This is a genomic window from Streptococcaceae bacterium ESL0729, assembly GCA_029391995.1.
GTDB lineage: Bacteria > Bacillota > Bacilli > Lactobacillales > Streptococcaceae > Floricoccus.
The window spans coordinates 499,730-520,298 of the sequence record CP113924.1; the positions used below are offsets into that span (position 1 = coordinate 499,730).

Sequence of the window (20,569 nt, forward strand, 5' to 3'; positions counted from 1 at the left end):
CTAGATACCTTGTGGTATAATATTGACTATTGTATTAAAATGTATTTATTTTATATTTTAAAAGTTATATAATGAAGGAGTGTTATGATTGATTTTAGGCATGCTAAAAAAGAAGACTTAGAGCGTATTGTTGATATCTACAATCAAGCGGTTCCGACCCGACTTTCGACGGCTGACCTTGAGCCCGTTCATGTAAGTTCTCGCCTGGAGTGGTTCAAGGCCCACAATCCTAAAAGTCGTCCCCTGTGGTTAATTCTTTATCAGGGGGAGATAGCTGGCTGGATAAGCCTATCTGACTTTTACGGGCGACCAGCCTATCTAAGGACGGCTGAAATTTCGATTTACTTGGATGCTTCCTATAGGGGATTGGGGCTTGGTCAAGCTGCTTTAGATCATGTGGAGATGAAGCTTTCGTCACTAGAGATTGACACCCTTTTGGCCTTTGTTTTTGGTCATAATCAGGCCAGCCAAAGATTATTTTTGAAAAATGGCTTTATCCCTTGGGGGCACCTACCTAAGATTGCCCTCATGGATGATGATTTATTTGACCTAGATATTTTGGGAAAATCGTACATTTAAGCCTATTTTTTATTGAAGCTTAAGCTTATTTAGCAAGTCATATTTAAAAAATAGATATTTTAAGGTATAATTAAAAATGATTTGTGAAAAAGACATAAGGAGAAAGTTTTGGAAAAGAAAAAGGATACTAAGGAATTTTCAAATGAAAGTTTTAGGGAAAGAATTTTAGCCCAGCTTGAGGAAAATAGAAAAAAGGCATCACAGTTTGATGATGACCTATTTGAAGGGTCTCCAAAGGAGCCTCAAATTGTAGTGGAAGATTCATCTTTTAAAGGGCCTAAAGAAAATCAACCAGCAAAAGACGCAGATTTATCAGTACCAGTAAAGGAGGAGAAAAATCAGGAGGATTTACCTAATCCTGTCCCTGCTCCTAGTGAAGAGCTTGTCTCTAAGGAAGCTGTTATTCATAATGTAGAGCTGGTTGCGGCAAAGGTTGCAGTTGATAAAAAGCAAGAAGATGCTAAGGGTGATCTCGAGCCAAAGGCAGAAGAAAGCCACTTGGTTGTTGGTGAGATTGAGCCCCAGCTTGAGCTGGCAGTTGAGGAGACCGACCAGTCTTTCAATCAACCAAATCAATCAAATCAAGAGCCAGTGTTTGCTGTTATGGCTAGCCAAATAGAAGATGATGATAATTCAGCTACAAGTAAAGAATCAAGCCAGGTGCAAATAGAAAAGGATAGTCACATGGAAGATAATAATTTTGATTCAAAGGAATCACTCAAAGAAGAGGATTTTAGGCAGAATGAAGCTGATCTTGAACCATCAAATAGGTTTACTAATAGGACCGATAGGACTGAATACACCCGAGTTAACAAGAAGAAGCAAAAAAGTATCGCTAGAAAGATAATTACAGCCGTCTCTTTAATTCTTTTAGTCCTTCTAGCAGTAGCGGGGTTTATGGGTTACAGGTATATTGAAAGTTCTTTGGGAGCAATGGATAAGGCCAATGGAAACTATGTAACGATTGAAGTACCAAATGGATCAAGCAACAAGCAAATCGGAACTATTTTGGAAAAAAATGGAATCATTAAGAGTGCCACAGCCTTTCAATACTATACCAAGTTCAAAAGCCAAAGTAGCTTTAAAAGTGGTTACTATAACTTTAGTCCCAGCATGGATTTAGAGGCCATTACTGAAAAGCTATCTGAAGGCGGGACTGAACAACCACAAGTTCCAAGCCTTGGTAAGGTAACTATTCCAGAAGGTTATACCCTAGAGCAGATTGCTGAAGCTATCACTGTCAATGCAGGTTCAAAGGATAAGGCAGCCAGTCCCTTTACCAAAGAAGATTTCATGAAAGTTGTTTCAGATGATGCTTTTGTTAACCAAATGAAGGCTAAATATCCACAACTTACTGAGACCATGGGGCAAAAGGGAGAGGTTAAGTATCAGTTAGAAGGCTACCTTTTCCCAGCAACCTATGAGTATACTAAGGATTCGACAGTAGAAAGTTTGGCTGAGGAGATGGTTGCTGCCATGAATTCAGCTCTAACACCTTTTTATGAGCAAATAAAGGCTAAGAATTTGACTGTAAATGAGGTCCTAAGTCTTGCTGCCCTTGTTGAAAAAGAAGGTGCAAATGACGAAGACAGAAGAAATATTGCCCAAGTATTTTACAACCGTCTAACTTTAGGTATGCCCCTTCAAAGTAATATTACTATTCTTTATGCTGAAGGTAAGTCTGGTCAAAAAACAACCCTTAAAGAGGATGCAAGTATTGACACATACATTGATTCGCCTTATAATCTATATATTCATACAGGATTTGGGCCGGGACCAGTTGCCAATCCAGGACTTGCAGCTATCAAGGCTACAATTAGTCCTAAGGATAACAACTACCTATACTTCGTTGCCGATGTAACGACTGGTAAGGTTTATTTCTCAGAAACGCTTGAAGAGCATGATGAGTATGTTAAAAAATATGTAAACGACCAAATTCAATAGAAAAGTGAAGGAAGACAACATGGCTGAAAAAACATTTCCAATGACCCATGAGGGCAAGGAAAAACTTGAACAGGAACTAGAAAATCTAAAGTTAGTAAAACGTCCTGAAGTAGTAGAACGAATCAAGATTGCTCGTAGCTACGGGGATCTTTCAGAAAATAGTGAGTATGATGCAGCAAAAGATGAGCAGGCCTTTATTGAGGGACGTATTTCAATTGTTGAAAATCAACTCCGTAATGCAGTAATTATCGATAGCGACTCAGTTGATAAGAATGAAGTTGCCCTTGGAAAGACCGTAACCTTCCAAGAACTTCCGGCAGGAGCTAGTGAAACATACACAATTGTTGGAAGTGCTGAAGCTGATCCCTTCACAGGCATGATTTCAAATGAATCACCAATCGCTCAAGCCCTCGTTGGCCGCAAAATTGGTGACCTAGTAAAAATTTCCCTCCCATTTGGTGAAATTGAAGTTAAGGTAACTGAAGTAAAATAATAAGAGCCCACTTTTAGTGGGTCTTTTTGTTAGTGATAGAAGAATTTAGTAAGGAGTAGATGGAGAACAAAATGAGTACACTAGAAGGATTAACAAGAATAGCAAGTCATCTAATTTTTATATACCTATCTTTTAATATCTTATCCCAACTTGATTTTAATAAAATATTTAAGGGACATACTGACTATAGGATTATTCAACTTTTTGTTATATTTATGAGCATATCCATGGGTTTTTTAACCAGTAATTTTGTCTTAGAAGTCTTAGATTTATCAAGGACTATCTTCATGCACATCTAATGTAATTCTGCATAAAATATGGTATAATATGCTTAATTATATTACGAGAATGAGGCCGATAAATATGCAAGACAAGCACCTAAAAGATGTAAATTTAGCCCATGAGATGAAGACTAGTTTTATTGATTACGCAATGAGTGTAATTGTAGCTCGTGCTTTGCCTGATGTGCGTGATGGACTTAAGCCAGTTCACCGCCGTATTTTGTATGGGATGAATGAGCTAGGCGTAACTCCTGACAAACCGCACAAGAAATCTGCCCGTATTACCGGGGATGTAATGGGTAAATACCACCCACACGGGGACTCTGCCATCTATGAATCAATGGTAAGGATGGCCCAGTGGTGGAGCTACCGCAATATGCTTGTTGACGGCCACGGAAACTTTGGTTCCATGGACGGAGATGGGGCTGCTGCCATGCGTTATACCGAAGCTCGGATGAGTAAAATTGCTCTTGAGATGCTTCGTGATATCAACAAGAAGACAGTCGATTTTGCTGACAACTATGATGGGACTGAGCGTGAGCCAGTCGTTCTTCCAGCCCGCTTCCCTAACCTTCTTGTTAACGGAACAACAGGGATTGCAGTTGGGATGGCAACAAATATTCCACCCCACAATCTGGGTGAAACGATTGATGCTGTTAAGCTCATGCTTAAAAATCGAGATGTTACCACTAAAGATTTAATGGAGGCCCTCCCTGGACCTGACTTCCCAACTGGAGCCCTTGTTATGGGACGCTCTGGTATCCACAAGGCTTACGAAACTGGTAAGGGGTCAATTATTCTAAGGGCTAAAACCCACATTGAAACAACCAAAACTGGCCGTGAACGCATTGTCGTTACAGAAATCCCCTACATGGTCAATAAGGCAAAACTTGTGGAAAGAATTGGTGAATTAAGCCGCGACAAACGCATTGAAGGACTTACTGCCCTTCGTGATGAGTCAAACCGTAATGGTATCCGGATCATCATGGAGGTCAAAAGGGACGCAAGTGCAAGTGTTATTTTAAATAACCTTTTCAAGCTGACCAACCTGCAGACAAGCTTTGGTTTCAACATGCTTGCCATTGTAAACGGGGCACCAAAGATTCTTGGCCTAAAGGAAATCCTTAGCCACTATATTGACCACCAGGTTGAAGTAGTTGAACGCAGGACCCGCTTTGATAAGGCTCGAGCTGAGGCCCGTGCCCATATCCTTGAAGGATTAAGGATTGCCCTTGATAATATCGATGAGGTAATTACAGCTATCCGTGAAAGTGAAACAGACGGTCGTGCCCAGGAAGAGCTTATGAGTCGCTTTGGACTTTCTGAGCGTCAAAGCCAGGCCATCCTAGACATGCGTCTTCGTCGTTTGACCGGTCTTGAACGGGACAAGATTGAGCGTGAATACAATGAACTTCTAGTCTTAATCTCTGATTTATCTGATATCCTAGCTAAACCTGAGCGTGTTAAAACAATCATTGAAGGCGAGCTTGATGAAATTAAAAAACGCTATGCAGATGCTCGTAGGACTGAACTTTTAGTTGGTGAGGTAATTTCAATTGAGGATGAAGATTTAATTGAGAAGGAAGAAGTCCTAATCACCCTTTCAAAGGATGGTTATGTCAAGCGGTTAACCCAAGATGAGTTTCGTGCCCAAAAACGTGGTGGGCGTGGTGTTCAGGGAAGTAGCTTGAATAATGATGACTATATCAAGCATCTGGTTTCAACCAATACTCACGATAACCTCCTCTTTTTTACAAATTTAGGGCGAGTTTACCAGCTTAAGGGCTATGAAATTCCAGAATATGGAAGGACTGCTAAGGGGCTACCTCTTGTTAACCTCTTAAAACTGGATGAAAATGAGAAGGTTCAAACAGTGATTAATGTTGCAAAATCAGAAATCGAGAACTATCTCTTCTTTACCAGTAAAAAAGGAGTTGTTAAAAGGACGGAAGCAAGCCTTTATTCAAATATCAGGCAAAATGGTCTAAAGGCTATTGGTCTTAGGGAAGGTGATGAGCTGACAAGTGTTCTCTTGACTGATGGTAGCCAAGAAATTATCATCGGTACCCATGATGGTTACGCTATACGTTTCAAGGAAGAAGCCGTTAGGAAGATGGGCCGAAGTGCAAGTGGTGTCCGAGGAATCAACTTGCGTGAGGGTGACTACGTGGTTGGAACCAGCCTTATTTCTGATGAGCAGGATGTTCTGGTAATTTCAGAGAATGGCCTTGGTAAACGAACTAATGCCAAAGAATACCCAACCAAGGGTCGCGGCGGTAAGGGAATCCAGGCCATGAAGATTACCTCGAAAACTGGAAAACTTGCAGGACTTGCTACCATCAATGAGGGCGAGGATGTAATTGTTATTACCAATACCGGGGTAATTATTAGGACAAGTACAAGTGATATCTCACAAACTGGTCGCTCAACCCAAGGTGTTAAGATTATGAAATTGGATGCTCAGGCAAGGATTGTTGGTTTTACTTTGATTGAAGCTGAAGCTGAAGCAAATTTTGAAAATCACGATAACCTATAAAAATTGACTAATTAAGAAGGACCTCACAGATTATTCATAGGCGACAGCCTGTGAATTTTTTGCTATAATGGAGGGTGAATTAAAATAGGAATGTGGTGTAAAGATGGCAATAAAAATTGTAACAGACTCAACAATTTCAATTGAACCTAATTTGGTAGAGGAATTAGATATAACAATCGTTCCCCTAACGATTACCATTGATGGGGTTTCCTACCAAGATGGTAGCATGACCCAGAAGGAATTTATGGAAAAAATGGCTGCCAGCAAGAATTTGCCCATGACTAGTCAGCCACCGGTGGGCTTGTTTGCAGAGATTTATGATAATCTTGGAGCAGACGGAAGTGAAATTATCTCCATTCACTTGACCAAGGTTTTAAGTGGAACTATGGAATCAGCTAGACAGGCTTCTAACATCTCTAGTTCAAATGTTACAGTTGTTGATAGCAAATTTATTGACCAGGCCCTAAAATTCCAAGTCGTTGAAGCTGCAAGACTTGCTAAAGAAGGGGCAAGCAAGGAAGAAATCCTTGCTGCTATTGAAAACATCCGCAGTCATTCAGAACTCTTTATTGGTGTGGCTACCCTTGAAAATCTGATTAAAGGTGGAAGGGTCGGCCATGCCGCAGGTCTTGTTGGTAGCCTGTTAAATATCAAACTCATCCTAAGCTTAACCCCTGAAAAGCTTGAACAAGAGGTTAAGGGGCGTGGAAATAAGACCTTCCAAAAATGGGTCGACAGCTTTGCTGCAAGCCTTCAAGGTAAGAAAGTCAAGGAGATTGGGATATCGCATGCTGATAATTTGGCCTTTAGCCAGCACATAAAAGAACTCCTTCAACCTTATGTAGAAAAGCCAATTTCAATTTTGGAGACTAATTCAACCATCGTAACCCATGCAGGTCCTGGTGCCTGGGCTGTCATGGCTGAATATGAATAAAAAGCTATCTGAAGATAGCTTTTTCTATTAGAAATAAAAACAAAATAAGAGGAGTAAGCTGACAGATGAATCGCAAAAATATTTTAAAAAAGTTGCAGGAGGACTACCTTAAATTTAAGGGTAAGTTGGGTGATAAAAAAAAGAATCGTAAGCCTAGTGGCAAAAATATTTACAAGTACCTCTTTTTGACCTTGCTAGCCGTCAATCTTTTTGTGGGTGGATTTTTGGCCATAAAGGTATTTGCTCCTTGGTCTCAACCTACAATTAGTGATGAAAGTGGCGTTGACCATGAGCTTGAGGTGGCAACAAGAGTTGCACAGATTGGGATGACCAGCTCAGAGCTTAATCATGTCATCAACTATTATTTGCAAAAAAATTATAAGCCTTCAAATTACAAGCTGGCTGTGACAGATAAAATTACCCTTAGTGGTAGCTACCAATTTTTCTTTGCTAAATTTCCCTTGACCATGACCTTTGTGCCGCAAGTTTTAGATAATGGTAATATTGAGCTTGATGTAGATAGTCTTACGGCTGGAAGTCTTAATCTACCAAAGGATAAGGCCTTAAGCTATGTTAAGGAAAGTTACAAGTTCCCAAATTTTATTGTGGTCAGTCCCAGCAAGGAAAAAATTACAATTGATCTAGCCAGTCTAGCCCTTGATGATGATTTACTAGTCGAAGCAGATCAAATTGATTTAAAGAATGAAAAGATTATTTTTAATTTGCTTCAAAAATAATAAAAAGCCCAGTATATCAAGCTAAAGACCCTCTAATACTTGCCTTGTAGGATATTATTTGTTAGAATTAAGGTGCCTAAGGGTAAACAATAAAAACAATTTCGGAGGAAATTAATAATGGCTAACAAGCAGGATTTAGTAGCAAAAGTTGCAGAAAAAACTGAACTTACTAAAAAAGATGCAGAACTTGCAGTAAATGCAGTATTCTCATCAATTACAGACTTCCTTGCTGAAGGTGATAAAGTACAACTTATCGGTTTTGGTACTTTTGAAACTCGCGAACGTGCAGCACGTACAGGACGTAACCCACAAACTGGTAAAACTCTTGAAATCGCTGCAACTACTGTACCTGCCTTCAAAGCTGGTAAAGCTCTGAAAGATGCAGTAAAATAATAAAAATGAAAAGCTTCCAGGTCTAGCCTGGGCTTTTTTATTGCCTTTTTGGGGGCAATGACTGCATAACAAAAGCATTCACCTAAATTTATGGGCAAATGCTTTTTACTGCGAATAATAATCATCCATGATTAATCGCTCTCTCCTATACTATTCTTACTATTTTTACAATTTTTATTACACCATTAATAGACAGTTTTGATAGTGTTTTAGATTGTTTTTTCTAGCTCAGCTACGGCTTGCTCGATAGTTGTACCTGTCGCGAAATGATTAGAATTATTTCTATTGATAACAACAAACAGATTAAGGTCAGTATCAAGAGTTACACGGTAAGCTAAATTATTTTTGTAGAATGTCATACGCATTCTCCTTTCTTGTTATAGATTTTGAAAGGCGGTAGTTTCTACGAAATTCCTAGGCAAGTATAGCATGCAAAAAAATATTTTACAAATATTTAGGTCCTTTGATAGTTATTTTTTTGAAGTAGCTAATATTTATGGCAATAATTTATTTTTCCTAGATTGGCCACTAGAATATATGATAAAATCACAATAATTTGATATAATTGGGGAAATACATATGTTGGGGAAGTAAATTAATGAATAAATTATTAAAGGATTCAAAAAGAATAGTTGTAAAAATTGGAACAAGTTCCTTAATTCATGAAAATGGAAGCGTTAATCTCGAAAGCATCGATCAGCTTGCTTTTTCTTTGTCAGCCTTGCAAAAGAAGGGTAAGGAGCTAATCCTTGTAACTTCTGGAGCCATCGGGGTGGGACTTGATAAGTTAAATCTTCAAGAGCGACCAGGTTCAATTCCTGAGCAACAAGCCATTGCAGCCCTTGGTCAGGCGACACTTATGAGCATGTATGCCCACAGGTTTTCAACCTACAATCAGGAAACAGCACAAGTCCTTCTGACTCGTGACATCGTTGATTTTCCAGTAAGCAGGGAGAATGTTACCAATACCATTGAACAGCTAATTAAAATGGATATTATTCCTATTATTAACGAAAATGATACAGTGGCTGTTGAGGAAATGGATCATAAGACCAAATTTGGCGACAATGATAAGCTATCAGCCATCGTAACCTCACTTATCAATGCTGATTTATTGATTATGCTATCAGATGTTGATGGTTTTTACTCGGTAAATCCTTTGACCAATCCAGAAGCTAAGCTTTACTCAAGGATTTCTAAGATTGATTCAAAACTGATGGAGCAGGCTGGTGAAGCTGGTTCTCGTTTTGGTACTGGAGGAATGACCAGTAAGCTTAAGGCAGCAAGTGTTGTCCTAGAAAATGATAAGGCTATGGTTCTTGCCAATGGGCGTGATCCCAAGATTATTTTAGATATTCTTGCCGGTAAAAAGATTGGAACTCTCTTCTACAAGGGAACCCTTCATCCTGGACCTGAAGAGTACATTGAAGGTTTGGGTAAGAGGGCTCAAAAGGCTGCCCGTGAATTAAGCCTGCTTGATTCTGACCGGAAAAATCACCTGCTTGAAAGAATGGCAGATGCCCTAGAAATTACAGCTCCGCAAATTTTAGAGGAAAATAAAAAGGATTTGGCAAGGGCTAGGGAAAATCAAGTTTCAGAAAATATGCAAGACCGTTTGCTTTTAAGCGAAGAAAGAATCAAGGATATGGCTGAGGGCATCCGTAAGGTTGCAGCCCTTGATGACCCAATTGGAAGCGTTGATAAGATGTGGCGTAATGCCGACAACCTTCTTATCGGTAAGCAAAGGGTGCCTCTAGGTGTTATCGGTATCATCTATGAATCAAGACCAAATGTTACGACTGACGCAGCTTCTCTTTGTTTTAAAACGGGAAATGCTGTTATCTTAAGGGGTGGAAAAGAAGCCTTCTATACTAATAAGATGTTGGTTGATATCTTACAGACAGTTCTTACAGTTGAAGGATGTTCACCTTATGCCATTCAGTTTGTTGAAGATACCTCTCATGATGTAGCAGAAGCCATGATGAAGGCTAATGATTACCTTGACCTCTTGATTCCACGAGGGGGAGAAGGTCTTATCAAAAGGGTGAAAAATACAGCAAGAGTTCCTGTGATTGAGACAGGAACAGGGAATAACCATGTCTACATTGACAAGGATGCCCAGCTTGATATGGCTATCAAAATTGTTTTAAATGCCAAGGCTCAAAGACCTTCAGTATGTAATTCAATTGAAACTGTCCTTGTCCATGAAGATATTGCTGAGAAAATCCTCCCTCTCTTAGAGGCTGAATTAGTCAATAAAAAAGTTGAAATTCGTGCCGATGAAAGGGCTATGACCTACTTAACGACTGCTATACCAGCAGTTGATAAGGACTGGTCAACTGAATATCTGGACTACATTTTAGCTGTTAAGATTGTTGATTCAATTGAAGACGCCATTGCCCATATCAGCAAGTACAACACCAAGCATTCTGATGCCATCGTTACAGACGATTATTTTGCCTCACAAAAATTCTTGGAAGAAGTTGATGCAGCAGCTGTTTATACCAATGCTTCAACTAGATTCACAGATGGCTTCGTCTTTGGTTTTGGAGCTGAAATAGGTATTTCGACTCAAAAAATCCATGCAAGAGGTCCAATGGGACTTGATGAATTAACCTCGACTAAATATGTAATTTATGGAAACGGTCAGGTAAGAGAATAAAAAACTTGGAATTATTTCCAAGTTTTTTTCTTTTTTTTGAAAAAATATTTTATTTAATGGCTTGCTAAAGAAAAAAGGAAGTTGTATAATATCATTCGTGGATAAAATATATCTATAATAGACTAATGATATCTATAATTAAATTTATTTACCAAGAAAGGATTGACTATGCAACTTACTAAAGCTTTTGAACAAGGTGTCTGTGTCATGGCCATGTTGACCACCCAAGTTTCAGACATTCCCTTGGCCTCAAAAAGTATTCATAAGCATTTGGGAGTTTCCATGACCTACCTGCAAAAAATAGTGCGAAAACTTGTTGTCTCTGACCTGCTTGTTTCGGTATCAGGTAAGAATGGTGGCTTCCAGCTGGCAAGATCAGCAGGCGATATAAGTTATCTTGATGTGGTTGAAGCCATTGAAGGCCCAATTGACACTTTTCCCAATACCAATTTAATTGGTCGAGTTTTGGGTGATGTGGCTGATGATGAAAAAATAGTCAAGGCTGAAGAGGCCCTCCATGAGACCTTTAGGCAGGCAGATCAATTGTGGCGACAAAGCCTAGCTGCTAGAAGCATTGAAAGCCTGGTAAATGAATCTTTAAATGGACAGGAATTTCATCCCATTGATTGGAATCTTCTTACTCCCAAAAATGAGTTATTAGTTAAAAAAATTATTAAAAGGAGGCAGTAAATTTTGATTAAAGAAGAATTTAAAAGAATAAAATCAAATAAACTGCTATTGTCGACAGTTATTGTGGTATCTTTTCTGCCCATTATCTATGCTGGGGTCTTCCTAAAGTCCCTGTGGGACCCATATGGACACATGGATAATCTTCCCGTTGCAGTAGTTAATGAGGACAAGGCAGCAAACTTTGAGGGTCAAAAACTTGATGTGGGAGACCAGGTTGTTGCAAATCTTAAGCAAAATGAACTTCTTGATTGGAATTTTGTATCAGCCGATGAGGCTAAAGAAGGCCTAAAGGACAGGAAATACTACATGGTAGTTACCTTGCCTGAAGATTTTTCTAAAAATGCAGCGACTGTTCTTGACCCAGATCCTCAAAAGTTAAACCTAAAGTATGAAACTAATCCAGGAGTCAATTTTCTAGGAGAGGTTATCAGCGATACTGCCATGGAGAAGCTGAAAGCTCAGGTCAATGAAAGTGTTAGTACTTCCTATGTAAAGGCAATTTTTTCAACCATTAAGACCCTTGGCTCAAGCATGAACCAAGCAGCAGATGGAGCTCAAAAGCTTAATGGTGGAGCCGAGCAGCTTAATGCAGGCCTTGGTCAATTGAATGAAAAGGTACCAACCCTTGCTTCAGGGGTTGAGCAGCTAAATTCAGGTGCTTCTACCCTAAATTCAGGGGTTGATAAGTATACTGGTGGAGTTCATCAGCTCGCTTCAGGAATTAATCAACTGGGCAATCAGCTACCAACTCTTACATCTGGTGTTAATCAACTAGATCAAGGAGCTAACAGCCTTAGTTCAGCCATTGGTCAATATACCTCTGGGACAAGTACCCTTTCAAATGGCTTAAATACTTTAAATGCACAAGTACCAGCTCTTACATCGGCTATTCCAACTTTAAATAATGGAGCTCAAAGCCTAAGTCAAGGTCTAAATCAACTAAATTCAGCCGTATCTGGAGAAGGTGGTCTTGCAGCAGGAGTTGCGGAGCTTGCAGCAGGTGCAGATCAATTATCAAATGGTCTATCAGCTGATAAGGTTGTAGCATTAAACCAATATGCAGACGGGGTAATTAATCTTGCAAATGGTCTTGAATCAAGCGATTTAGCGGGAACAATGGCTCAAATCAAAGCAAGTCTAACTTCAATTGGGCAAAATCTTCAAGCAGCAGCTGGAAGCCTTCAAAATGCCAGCCAACCTGTTGATAAGTCAAATGAAGTAATTCAAGCCCTTGCTTCAACAAACGGTGGAAAAGGACTAACAGAAGAAGAGAAGGCAGCAGTTAGATCAACCCTTAAGGTCAATAGCTCAGACAGCCAAGTGACATCAGCTTTAGCCCAAATTTCACAAGCTTTGGCAAGCCTTCAACAACTGAGTGCAAGTCTTAATAGTAGCAGCGTAAGTGCTCCGTCACAGGCTCAACTTGATGCCCTTAAACAAGGTTCAGCAGGCCTTCAAGGTCTTTTAAGTCAAATGCCTGCAGGCCTCCAAAATTTATCTGGTGGATTAAATCAATTGAACACGAAAATAAGCTCAGATAAAGGCCTTGCAGCATCTATAAGTACCCTAAATAGTGGTAGTCAAACTCTTGCTGGTGGGACAAGTGCCCTTAGTGAAAAAGTACCAACCCTTGCTTCAGGTATTAACCAACTTGCAAGTGGAGCAAATCAATTAAATGATAATTCACAGGCCCTTAACTCAGGAGCAAATACTCTAGCAGGAGGTCTAGCAAGCCTTAATGGTAATATCCCAAGTCTTGCAGCAGGTGTTACAAGCCTATCTCAAGGGGCAACTACCCTTGACGGACAAGCAGCTACCCTAACAGGAGGTACTGCTAAACTTTCAGGTGGTCTGTCAGAACTTGCTGGAAACCTTCCAAGCTTAACAAGTGGAGTTAGCCAGCTTCTAGGTGGAACTAGCCAGCTAGTAGATGGTACTGATCAATTGGCAGAAAAACTTAAGGGCGGTTCTGAAAAAATTTCAGCAACCAACCTGAGTGATAAGAATGCTGCCATGGTCGCAGCCCCTGATGAGCTTGAGCATGATAAATACAGCCAGGTACCAAACTATGGACATGCCCTGGCCCCTTACTTTATGAGCGTATCCCTTTATGTGGGAGCTCTTGTCTTTAACTTCGCTTATCCAATTAGAAAGATTGCTAGACGAAAAGATGCAACAGCTTATGGCTGGTTCTCTAGTAAGCTAGTCTTAGGTGCTCTTGTATCAACAAGCATGGCCCTAATCATCGGTGTTATCATGCAAGTCTTGGGACTGACTGTCGAAAATCAGCTCCAATACTTCGGTATTCTTTTGGCCACATCTTGGGCTTATATGTTCCTTGTGATGTTCCTAGCTATGACATTTGACAATCCAGGACGCTTCCTAGCCATGTTACTTCTGGTTTTACAGCTAGGTTCAGCTGGAGGAATGTTCCCCATGCAAGTGGTTGGCAACTTCTATAATCTGGTTCATCCTGTAGTTCCTATGACCTATTCAATTTATGGCTTGCGTCAAGCAATCTCAGGTGGTCTAGGTAATGGTATGTTTGTAAGTTCTATCCTAGTTCTCCTAGCATTAGCTCTAATCCTTATCGGTCTTTTGTACCTATCGATGAAGAAGCTATTCAAGGAAGGACAAGCAGGATATTCACAACTTGATCAAAACCAAAAACTTTTGGATGATGATTATAGCTATGACGAAAAATATAGCCTTTGGTAAAAATAAGAAGTTGATTAGATTAAATTCTAATCAACTTTTTTTAGAAAAGTAGGTGAAATTTACCTACCTACAATCCTTACAAAAGACTTGCAATATCATGAAAATTAAGTATAATAGTAAAGTAATGGTAGGCTGATATGCCCAGGCTATCTGATTATATTTTATAAAAACCATAGGAGGCTTTTTTTAAAAATGGCAAAAGAAAAATATGACCGCAGCAAACCGCACGTTAACATCGGTACAATCGGACACGTTGACCACGGTAAAACTACACTTTCTGCGGCAATCTCTAAAGTATTAGCAGACAAACAAGGAATCGAAGCTACTGACTTCGCTTCAATCGATGCTGCTCCTGAAGAACGCGAACGCGGAATCACAATCAACACAGCTCACATCGAGTATGAAACTGACGCACGTCACTATGCTCACATCGACGCACCAGGACACGCGGACTACGTTAAAAACATGATCACTGGAGCTGCCCAAATGGACGGAGCTATCCTTGTAGTAGCTGCAACTGATGGACCAATGCCACAAACTCGTGAGCACATCCTTCTTTCACGTCAGGTTGGGGTACAATACCTAGTAGTATTCCTTAACAAAGTTGATTTAGTTGACGATGAAGAGCTTCTTGAACTTGTAGAAATGGAAGTTCGTGACCTTCTTTCTGAATACGATTTCCCAGGTGACGATACTCCAATCATCGCTGGTTCAGCTCTTGGAGCTCTTAACGGTGAACAACAATGGGTTGACAAAGTTGTTGAACTTATGGACACTGTTGATGAGTACATCCCAACTCCAGAACGTGATACTGACAAACCTCTTCTTCTTCCAGTCGAAGATGTATTCTCAATCACTGGACGTGGTACTGTAGCATCAGGACGTATCGACCGTGGAACAATCCACGTCAACGACGAAATCGAAATCGTTGGTATCAAACCAGAAACTTCTAAAGCAGTTGTAACTGGTGTTGAAATGTTCCGTAAAACTCTTGACGAAGGTTTCGCTGGAGACAACGTTGGGGTACTTCTACGTGGTGTACAACGTGATGAAATCGAACGTGGACAAGTTATTGCTAAACCAGGTTCAATCACTCCTCACACTAAATTCAAAGGTGAAGTATACGTTCTTTCTAAAGAAGAAGGTGGACGTCACACTCCATTCTTCGATAACTACCGTCCACAGTTCTACTTCCGTACAACTGACGTAACTGGTAGCATCAAACTTCCAGAAGGAATCGAAATGGTAATGCCAGGGGATAACGTAACTATCGACGTTGAGCTTATCCACCCAATCGCCGTTGAACAAGGAACTACATTCTCTATCCGTGAAGGTGGACGTACTGTAGGTTCAGGTATCGTTACTGAAATCGAAGCTTAATTAGATTAAGCTTTAGATATCAGATGATATAATGTCTGTTGGTCGGACAACAGATGTATACCTTCTGAAAAAGACTCGGATTTATCCGGGTCTTTTTGTCGTCTAAAATTCCAACAAAAAAGATGCCTGATTAGGCATCTTTTTAAATTTCTTTTTTGGTAAAAACATCTCTATCAATAAGGCTGTCCATCTGGAAGTAAAATTTGTCAGCCAAGGGTTTGTTGGCCTCCTTGCTGAAAATATTAATCTTTCTTAGGCCGCTTTTGTCAGTTATGACCATCTTAAAGCCAGTTAGATTTTTATTTACAGTGATTTTTAAGAGAAAACCATCAGCTGAGTTGGGAGTGAAATCAAGGTTTCTAGTCAGCTCAAAATTTCCTGTTTTTGTTTCCCTAAAAGTTGTATCCTTGAGGGTAAATTTTTTGATTCCGCTTGATAAGGTATACACATATTTACAGTCATCTAAGTGAATTTCTTTGTCAAAGGCCATCTTATTCTCCTAATATTTTCTTTAAATTGTAAGCAAGTTTGCTTAAGTCTTCAGGCTTATTAAATTCTGAAAAACTAATCCTTACATTTTCCTTTAGTTTGGGGTTGTTTTGCCCGTAAATTTCAGAAAGGACGTGGCTAGGCAGGGTTGCCCCAGCAGTACAAGCACTTCCTGTTGAGACAGCAATTCCAGCTAAATCAAGCTTCATTAAGAGGAGGTCATGATTTACCCCCATAAAGCCGATATTAAGTACATGAGGTAGGCTCGGTCCAAATTGATTGAGATAGAAGTCCAAATCATTAATTTGATCAAGAAGCTTATCCCTTAAATCTTTAACATAAGTAAGATTTTCTTCAATATTTTGGCTGGCTTCTTCAAGAGCTGTAGCCATCCCCGCAATAGCTGCTAGGTTTTCGGTCCCAGGACGGTGGCCACTTTCTTGGTCGCCGCCAAAGAGAAGTTTGTCAAATTTATTTGTATCTGCATATAAAAATCCAACCCCCTTAGGTCCATGAAACTTATGAGCAGAAGCAGATAGGAAGTCAATCCCCAAATCCTTGGGTGAAAGTGGTATTTTACCCATAGCTTGAACAGCGTCAACGTGAAAGGCCGCCTGGTGTTCCCTTAAAAGCTGCCCAATTTCTTTGATGGGAAGGATGCTCCCAGTTTCATTGTTGGCATACATGGTACTGACAAGGATAGTATCGGGACGAAGGGCTTTTTTAATGGCGTCAGCTGTAATTATTCCTTCCTCATTTGGTGAGACAAAACTTACCTCAAAACCGAGTTCATCCCTTAAATACTCAAAGGTATGAGTAACTGAATGGTGCTCGATAGAAGTTGTTATCAAATGCCTTCCTGATCCTTGGTTGGCTAAGGCATAGCCCCTGATGGCTGTGTTATTTGCTTCCGTCCCCCCAGAGGTAAATATAATATTATCTGCCTGTATGCCTAAAATATCTGCGATTTTTTGGCGGGAATTTCGCAGGATTTTTGCGGCTTCTCGTCCATAGCTATGAATGCTTGATGGATTGCCGAAATAATTTTTCATAATATTAAGCACAGCATCAATTGAAGCCTGAGACATTGGCGTGGTGGCTGCATTATCTAAGTAAACCATAAATCTCCTCAAGTATAAAGGTTTAAGGGACTCTGTCCCCTAAACCCTCAACCATATTATTTTTTCTTTTTCTTGTATTCAAACAATGGACTTACTGGCCTATTTTCGTGAATACGGATGATTGCATTTGCAATTAATTCTGAAGCTGTCAGGTACTTGACTTGATCAGGCTTCTTGGTATTTGTTTTGACAGAATCGGTAACAAGGATTTCCTTAATTGGAGCTTGGTTTAGTAGCTCATTTGATCCTGGTGTGAAAAGACCGTGGCTGGCTACAGCGTAGATATCACGTGCCCCAGCGTCTTTTACGATGCTTGCAGCACTGGCAAAAGTCTTCCCAGTCGTAAGGATGTCGTCAATGAGAATAACATTCTTGTCCTCAACGTCTCCAATGATATAACCATTCTCACGAGCCTTATCATCATCTTCATAGTCAACGATTGCAATCGGTGAATCTAAAAGCTCTGCCAGGCTACGAGCCCTTTTTACTCCACTATTTTTGGGAGCTACAACGACAACATCATCACCTTTGATATTGTTTTCAGTATAATATTGGGCGAAAAGTGGCGTTGTGAAGAGGTTATCAACTGGGATATCAAAGAATCCTTGAACCTGAACGGCGTGGAGGTCAAGAGTTACCACGCGGTCAGCTCCGGCCTTGACCAGCATGTTGGCAACAAGCTTAGCTGTAATTGGCTCGCGGGGAACTGCCGTTCTATCTTGGCGGGCATAGCCAAAGTAGGGCATGATAACATTGATTGAGTTAGCACTAGCACGTTTACAGGCGTCAATCATGATAAGTAATTCCATTAAGTGACTGTTTACTGGGTAACTAGTTGATTGGATGATGTAGATGTCATAACCACGGACACTTTCTTCAATATTGATTTGGATTTCTCCATCAGAAAATTGTCTTGAAAATAATTCACCTAGAGGAACATTAGCTGCCTCACTTATTTTTTTAGCTAAATCTTCATTTGAATTTAGGGTAAAAAGTTTAAGATGTGAATCTTGGTACCTATCTGTCAATGTTTTTCTCCTTTTGACTTACAATATACCCTAATTCTATCAAAAATATATTTTTTTTCCCAGTAGATTCTTTAATTTCTTCTTACTAATGCTAAAAATAGTTGGAAATTACTAAAATTTTTCACTTAAAAAAGGCCACCTAAGTTTTTTTTTAAAATTATTTGAAAAATTGGAATTTTAAGATTAGAATTAAAGAAATAAGTAACGAGGTAAGAAAATGATAGGTAATTTTAAGAAATCAGATAAATTAGAGCATGTAAGCTATGATATCAGGGGGCCTGTACTTGAAGAGGCCGACCGCATGAGGGCAAATGGTGAGAAGATTTTACGCCTAAATACAGGAAATCCTGCAGAATTTGGTTTTACGGCACCAGATGAGGTGATTAGGGATCTAATCATGCATACTAGGGATTCAGAAGGCTACAGCGATTCTAAAGGACTCTTTTCAGCTAGAAAGGCCATCATGCAGTACTGTCAGCTAAAGGGGTTTCCAAATGTTGACGTCAATGATATCTATACGGGTAATGGAGTGAGCGAGCTGATTGTTATGTGTATGCAGGGGCTCTTAAACAATGGAGATGAGGTCTTGGTGCCTATGCCGGACTATCCCTTGTGGACAGCTGCGGTCTCTTTAGCTGGAGGGAATGCTGTTCATTATGTTTGTGATGAGCAGGCTGAGTGGAATCCTGATATCGCAGACATTAGATCTAAGATAACATCAAACACCAAGGCCATTGTCCTTATTAATCCTAATAATCCAACAGGTGCCTTATATCCCAAGGAAATTTTGGAGGAAATTGTTGAGGTTGCCAGACAAAATAATCTGATTATCTTTTCTGATGAGATTTATGACCGCTTGGTCATGGATGGCCTTGAGCATATTCCAATTGCAACCCTTGCTCCTGACCTCTTTGTTGTTACCTTAAATGGTCTATCTAAATCACATAGGGTGGCTGGTTTCCGTGTTGGTTGGATGGTTCTTTCAGGGAATAAGAACCATGTCAAGGGATATATTGAAGGGCTAAACATGCTGGCTAGTATGAGGCTTTGTTCTAATGTTCTGGCCCAGCAGATTGTTCAAACCTCCCTTGGTGGAGTTCAGTCGATTGATAAGCTCCTCCTTCCTGGTGGTAGGATTTATGAGCAGAGGGAGTTTATCTATGACGCCATGACAAGTATTCCTGGAATTTCAGCGGTTAAGCCAAAGGCTGCCTTCTATATTTTCCCTAAGATTGATACGAACATGTATAATATCAAGGACGATGAAAAATTTGTGCTCGACTTTCTGAAAGAAAAGAAAATAATGCTTGTTCATGGTCGGGGATTCAATTGGGATAAGCCAGATCACTTTAGGATTGTCTACCTGCCACGAGTTGACGAACTCGACAAGGTGCAAGAGAAGATGACTGATTTTCTATCTACCTACAGGCAATATTAAAATAAAGGGGCTTGGCCCTTTTTTTGTCTTGTATTCTAGCCTCCGAACTGATATTATTTTAGATTGTGCGGTCTTAAAAAAACACAGGCTTTTAGAATGAAAAAATTATAAGAATATTTTACTTTTCTATAAAACTATTGAAAGAATGTTATCTAATATGAATATTCTGAAAATTTCTTGCATTTATAAATAATTGCTGATATAATAAATCGAAAATCAAGACTAAGGAGAAGTTATGCTTTCTTTACTAGAGAAAACAAGAAAATTAACAGCCATCCTTCAAGATGGTGAAATAACTGGTTTAAACGCTAACGAAAATGACGTTTTACCATATAAAGAAATGACTGCCCGGATTGCAGAAATCATTAACTGTAATGCTTGTGTCCTTGATATGGATGGAAATATTTTAGGTTATGCCCTACCATATAAGACCAACAATGATCGGGTTGAATCCTTCTTTGAAATGAGGAAATTTCCTAAGGAGTATGTTATTCAAACTAGCCGTGTCTATGAGGTTGAGGCTAATTTGGATGTCAATGCCAGATTATCAATTTTCCCGGATGAGGCTAGGGATCAATTTCCAAATGGGGTAACAACCATAGCTCCCATTTACGGGGGAGGAGATCGCCTTGGAACCTTTATTGTTTGGGAAAATAATGGTGGTTTTAACGAAGATGACCTTGTCTTAATTGAGATGGCAACAACAGTCATTGGTGTCCAACTTTCTTATATCAAGATGGAAACAATGGAAGATGATATTAGAAAGCAAACGGCAGTTGCCATGGCCGTTAATACCTTATCTTATTCAGAGATTAAGGCTGTTAATGCCATTCTTGAAGAGCTTGGAGGCCCTGAAGGGCGTCTGACAGCAAGTGTTGTGGCTGACAAGATTGGTATTACCAGAAGTGTAATTGTAAATGCCCTTAGAAAACTTGAAAGTGCAGGTATTATTGAAAGCCGTTCACTCGGGATGAAGGGTACCTACCTTAAGGTAGTAAATGAAGGTATTTATGATAAATTAAAGGATCGTAATTTTTAATATCTATGATAAGTAGGAGTAAGTAGATGATGCTTTCAGAGAGTGCATGGCTGCTGGAAAATGCATAGTTGATTTTACTGAAAAACATACTTTAGATTCATGCTAAA

At 39.7% G+C, this 20,569-nt stretch carries 17 protein-coding genes and 1 pseudogene; 14 read left to right on the forward strand and 4 right to left on the reverse strand.

From position 1 onward, the window contains the following. Positions 1–84: 84 nt before the first annotated feature. The 7 genes from OZX68_02575 to OZX68_02605 all read left to right on the forward strand — a co-directional run bounded on the left by OZX68_02575 (position 85) and on the right by OZX68_02605 (position 7,897). Positions 85–579, forward strand: a complete 495-nt coding sequence (locus OZX68_02575; GenBank protein ID WEV61132.1) for a GNAT family N-acetyltransferase — start codon at positions 85–87, stop codon at positions 577–579. A 108-nt stretch (positions 580–687) separates the two neighbouring features. After that, the gene (gene mltG / locus OZX68_02580) at positions 688–2,523 is read left to right on the forward strand and encodes an endolytic transglycosylase MltG (protein ID WEV61133.1); all 1,836 of its coding nucleotides are present in this window, start codon (positions 688–690) and stop codon (positions 2,521–2,523) included. A gap of 19 nt (positions 2,524–2,542) precedes the next feature. Next, positions 2,543–3,016, forward strand: coding sequence for a transcription elongation factor GreA (gene greA / locus OZX68_02585; GenBank protein WEV61134.1), 474 nt, complete (start codon positions 2,543–2,545; stop codon positions 3,014–3,016). Positions 3,017–3,379: 363 nt separating this feature from the next. Then, a complete protein-coding gene (gene gyrA, locus OZX68_02590) occupies positions 3,380–5,833 on the forward strand; it encodes a DNA gyrase subunit A (protein ID WEV61135.1) in 2,454 nt (817 codons plus the stop codon). Positions 5,834–5,936: 103 nt separating this feature from the next. Next, positions 5,937–6,767 carry a DegV family protein gene (locus OZX68_02595; GenBank protein WEV61136.1) on the forward strand — a complete coding sequence of 277 codons (831 nt, stop codon included), beginning with the start codon at positions 5,937–5,939 and terminating at the stop codon, positions 6,765–6,767. Between the two features lie 65 nt (positions 6,768–6,832). Then, positions 6,833–7,504, forward strand: coding sequence for a YpmS family protein (locus tag OZX68_02600; protein ID WEV61137.1), 672 nt, complete (start codon positions 6,833–6,835; stop codon positions 7,502–7,504). A gap of 117 nt (positions 7,505–7,621) precedes the next feature. After that, entirely contained in the window at positions 7,622–7,897 is a 276-nt protein-coding gene (locus tag OZX68_02605; GenBank protein ID WEV61138.1) for an HU family DNA-binding protein, read from the forward strand. Positions 7,898–8,106: 209 nt separating this feature from the next. Here OZX68_02605 and OZX68_02610 read toward each other — a convergent pair whose 3' ends face one another. Continuing rightward, positions 8,107–8,256, reverse strand: a complete 150-nt coding sequence (locus tag OZX68_02610) for a hypothetical protein (protein ID WEV61139.1) — start codon at positions 8,254–8,256, stop codon at positions 8,107–8,109. A gap of 239 nt (positions 8,257–8,495) precedes the next feature. Between OZX68_02610 and proB the strand changes: the two are divergent. The 5 genes and pseudogenes from proB (at position 8,496) to tuf (ending at position 15,347) form a co-directional block, all read left to right on the forward strand. Then, a pseudogene (proB, locus tag OZX68_02615) lies at positions 8,496–9,278 on the forward strand (glutamate 5-kinase). 42 nt (positions 9,279–9,320) lie between these two features. Further along, the gene (locus tag OZX68_02620) at positions 9,321–10,559 is read left to right on the forward strand and encodes a glutamate-5-semialdehyde dehydrogenase (GenBank protein ID WEV61361.1); all 1,239 of its coding nucleotides are present in this window, start codon (positions 9,321–9,323) and stop codon (positions 10,557–10,559) included. Positions 10,560–10,727: 168 nt separating this feature from the next. Then, positions 10,728–11,249, forward strand: a complete 522-nt coding sequence (locus OZX68_02625) for an Rrf2 family transcriptional regulator (GenBank protein WEV61140.1) — start codon at positions 10,728–10,730, stop codon at positions 11,247–11,249. A 3-nt stretch (positions 11,250–11,252) separates the two neighbouring features. Beyond that, positions 11,253–13,967 (forward strand): YhgE/Pip domain-containing protein, encoded by a 2,715-nt coding sequence (locus OZX68_02630; GenBank protein WEV61141.1) that lies wholly within the window; start codon positions 11,253–11,255, stop codon positions 13,965–13,967. A 192-nt stretch (positions 13,968–14,159) separates the two neighbouring features. Next, entirely contained in the window at positions 14,160–15,347 is a 1,188-nt protein-coding gene (gene tuf, locus OZX68_02635; protein ID WEV61142.1) for an elongation factor Tu, read from the forward strand. A 142-nt stretch (positions 15,348–15,489) separates the two neighbouring features. Here tuf and OZX68_02640 read toward each other — a convergent pair whose 3' ends face one another. From OZX68_02640 to OZX68_02650, 3 genes are read right to left on the reverse strand one after another with little or no spacing between them, the layout of a single operon-like run. Beyond that, a complete protein-coding gene (locus tag OZX68_02640; protein ID WEV61143.1) occupies positions 15,490–15,837 on the reverse strand; it encodes a DUF1831 domain-containing protein in 348 nt (115 codons plus the stop codon). A gap of 1 nt (position 15,838) precedes the next feature. Beyond that, positions 15,839–16,957, reverse strand: coding sequence for a cysteine desulfurase family protein (locus tag OZX68_02645; GenBank protein WEV61144.1), 1,119 nt, complete (start codon positions 16,955–16,957; stop codon positions 15,839–15,841). 56 nt (positions 16,958–17,013) lie between these two features. Continuing rightward, on the reverse strand, positions 17,014–17,985 hold the full coding sequence (locus OZX68_02650) for a ribose-phosphate diphosphokinase (GenBank protein WEV61145.1): 972 nt from the start codon (positions 17,983–17,985) through the stop codon (positions 17,014–17,016). A gap of 220 nt (positions 17,986–18,205) precedes the next feature. Here OZX68_02650 and OZX68_02655 point away from each other — a divergent pair, with 220 nt between their 5' ends. Continuing rightward, on the forward strand, positions 18,206–19,423 hold the full coding sequence (locus OZX68_02655; GenBank protein WEV61362.1) for a pyridoxal phosphate-dependent aminotransferase: 1,218 nt from the start codon (positions 18,206–18,208) through the stop codon (positions 19,421–19,423). Positions 19,424–19,658: 235 nt separating this feature from the next. Further along, on the forward strand, positions 19,659–20,462 hold the full coding sequence (gene codY / locus OZX68_02660) for a GTP-sensing pleiotropic transcriptional regulator CodY (protein WEV61146.1): 804 nt from the start codon (positions 19,659–19,661) through the stop codon (positions 20,460–20,462). Positions 20,463–20,569 lie beyond the last annotated feature (107 nt).